Below are 2421 nucleotides of genomic sequence, written 5' to 3'. Positions count from 1 at the left end.
GCAAACGCCTTAAATGCGCTATTTTGCATAAAAATTCTTCGGTTAAAATCGCGCGGATTTTAGCTGATTTTAAAATTCGAGTCAAATTTTTTGAAAATTTTTGCTGTAACTCTTGACCTTACAACAAAATTTGACTATACTTCGTTTATCAGTTGTAAGTTATAACATTACAACAAAAAATCTAAGGAGACAAAGATGTCAAACTACAAGATCGTTTCAACGAAAAACGAACCGAGAGTCGAGCTAAAAGAAGCTCTAGGCTTAAGCGGCTGTGAGCTTTCTATCAACGAGCTTCCGGCAAACGTGAGCGTGCCGTTCGTGCATTCGCACAAGCAAAACGAGGAGCTTTATTTGGTGCTAAAAGGCGGCGGCACGCTCTTTATCGACGGCGAGGAGAAGGCGGTGGGTGAGGGCGACGCGATCCGCATCGATCCGGCTGGCAAGAGATGCTTTAAGGCGGGCGCGCAGGGGATGAAGTTTATCTGCATCCAAACTAAACGCGGCAGCCTAGAGCAGTACACTAACGGCGACGGAGTGATAAACGACGACGTAAAGCCAAGCTGGCTATAAAATTTCGCAAGATAAGCGCGCAGCAAAGTGCGGGCGTAAATTTTAAACTGCGCAGCGCGGCAAGACGCACCCTGCGCGGCGGGCTTATCGGCTGCAACAGCGACGATAGATGGTCGTATAAGAGTATATCAGCCGCGGCGACAACTAAATTGGCTTGCCGCAGCGATAGGCGGCTGTGTGAGCAAACAAAAATCTAAATTTGAAGGATAGAAAATGAAAAAGGTAGCAATCCTGGAAATCGGGTAGCGCGCTAGTCGCGGAGGCACTAAAGCAGGGCTACGACGTAACGGGCTTCGCGCGAAACAAAGAGTATAAAAACGGCACCATCAAGCTCGTGCACAAGGACGTTTTTGAGCTTAGCAAAGCCGATTTGGCGGGCTTTGACGTCGTCGTTAGCGCGATCGCTGCATGGACGCCGCAGACCTTCCCGCTTCACGCGAAAATGACGCAGCATATCGCGGAGCTGCTAAGCGGCACGCAGACGAGACTTTTCGTCATCGGCGGCGCGGGCGTGTTATACACAGACGCTTCGTGCAAGACGCGCCTGATGGATACTCCAAGCTTTCCGGCTGAGTATATGGGCGTAGCGGGGGCGACTGCGGCGAGCTACGAGGTGCTAAAAGCGAGCAAAAATTTGATCTGGACCTACGTGATCCCTGCCGCGGAATACGACGCAAACGCCGCTCGCACGGGCTCATATGTCCTAGGAGGCGACGAGCTGATCCTAAACGGCAAGGGCAAAAGCTATATCGGCTACGCAGACCTCGCACTCGCCGTAATAGATGAGATCGGGGCGCAAAAATTTATCGGCAAGCCGTTTACGGCAGTCGGCGAATAATGGACGTTGCCACGCGTAAATTTTAAACTGCGCGACGGACAAAACGTGGATGCAAATTTTAACTACGTGGTGGGCAAAACGCGGACAAAAATTTTAACTACGTGGCGCGGTAAAATTCTAACGCAAATTTAAAATTTAGCGAAAAAGTAAGCTAGAGCTTTAAATCAAAATTTAGCGCTAGGACAGAGCCTATGTTTGAATTAAAATTTAGAGCTAGCTACGGCTTGAAATTAAAATTTAGCGGCGGAGCCGAACTCGAACTAGAATTTAAAATTTAATGAATACGGCGGCGGCGACTGCGGCGGATTGTATTCACAACAACGGCGGCAGTGGTAATGAGCAGTGGCAGCGGCTGCAATGGTGGTAGGCGACAGCGGCACGGGCGGCGGTATTAACGGCAGCCGTATCGCAGCGGGCGGCAGCAAGAATATAATGAACGGCGCTGCGGCGACTGCAATAACAGCCGTAAAAATAATGAGCGATGGTAGCGTAGCGGCAAGCAGCAATAGCAATCTGCTGTAAATATAATGAATGGTAGCAGAGAGAGTAGCAGTAACGGCGATAATGTCGGCAAAGATAATGTAGTAGTAGCGGCAGACGGGGATAGTCTCGCTATCGGTATAGGCAACGCATGGCTTGCTATGTCGCGGATGAAATTTAGGCGCGATTAAAATTAACATCTAAATTTTAGAAAAATCGCTTAGCGGATGAAATTTCGGAACGATTAAAATTTAATATCCGAATTTTAGAAAGATCGTTTGGCTGATAAAATTTAGAAACGATTAAATTTAAGGTTAGAATTTTAAGAAAATCGCTTGGTGGATTAAATTTTAGCGCGATCTGAAATTTAGCGCCCGAGTTTAAGGAAAATTTCGCTTAAATTCTAAAATTCAGATCCAAATCAAGGAGCGAAATGCAAGTAGGTATCAAATTTTCACTCGCGGTTCACATCATGCTTTGCGTCGCGTATTTTCGCGAGGAGAAGGTCACGGGCGATTTCGTCGCCGCAAGCT

3 protein-coding genes and 1 pseudogene are annotated in these 2421 nt (G+C 47.7%); all 4 read left to right on the top strand.

Annotation, left to right across the window (positions count from 1 at the left end):
• The first annotated feature begins 195 nt into the window (after positions 1-195).
• Positions 196-570 carry a cupin domain-containing protein gene (locus Q0257_RS11815; RefSeq protein WP_298025027.1) on the top strand — a complete coding sequence of 125 codons (375 nt, stop codon included), beginning with the start codon at positions 196-198 and terminating at the stop codon, positions 568-570.
• Between the two features lie 298 nt (positions 571-868).
• Positions 869-1408, top strand: a pseudogene (locus Q0257_RS11810) (dihydrodipicolinate reductase); the annotation flags it as partial.
• Between the two features lie 342 nt (positions 1409-1750).
• Complete coding sequence (locus Q0257_RS11805) at positions 1751-1930, top strand: hypothetical protein (RefSeq protein ID WP_298025025.1); 180 nt, start codon at positions 1751-1753, stop codon at positions 1928-1930.
• 5 nt (positions 1931-1935) lie between these two features.
• Complete coding sequence (locus tag Q0257_RS11800) at positions 1936-2079, top strand: hypothetical protein (RefSeq protein WP_298025024.1); 144 nt, start codon at positions 1936-1938, stop codon at positions 2077-2079.
• The last annotated feature ends 342 nt before the right edge of the window (positions 2080-2421 follow it).

The organism is uncultured Campylobacter sp. (assembly GCF_938018035.1).
Classification (GTDB): Bacteria; Campylobacterota; Campylobacteria; order Campylobacterales; family Campylobacteraceae; genus Campylobacter_B.
The sequence above is the reverse complement of the archived record's forward strand: the minus strand, read 5'-3'. Positions and strand labels throughout refer to the sequence as shown.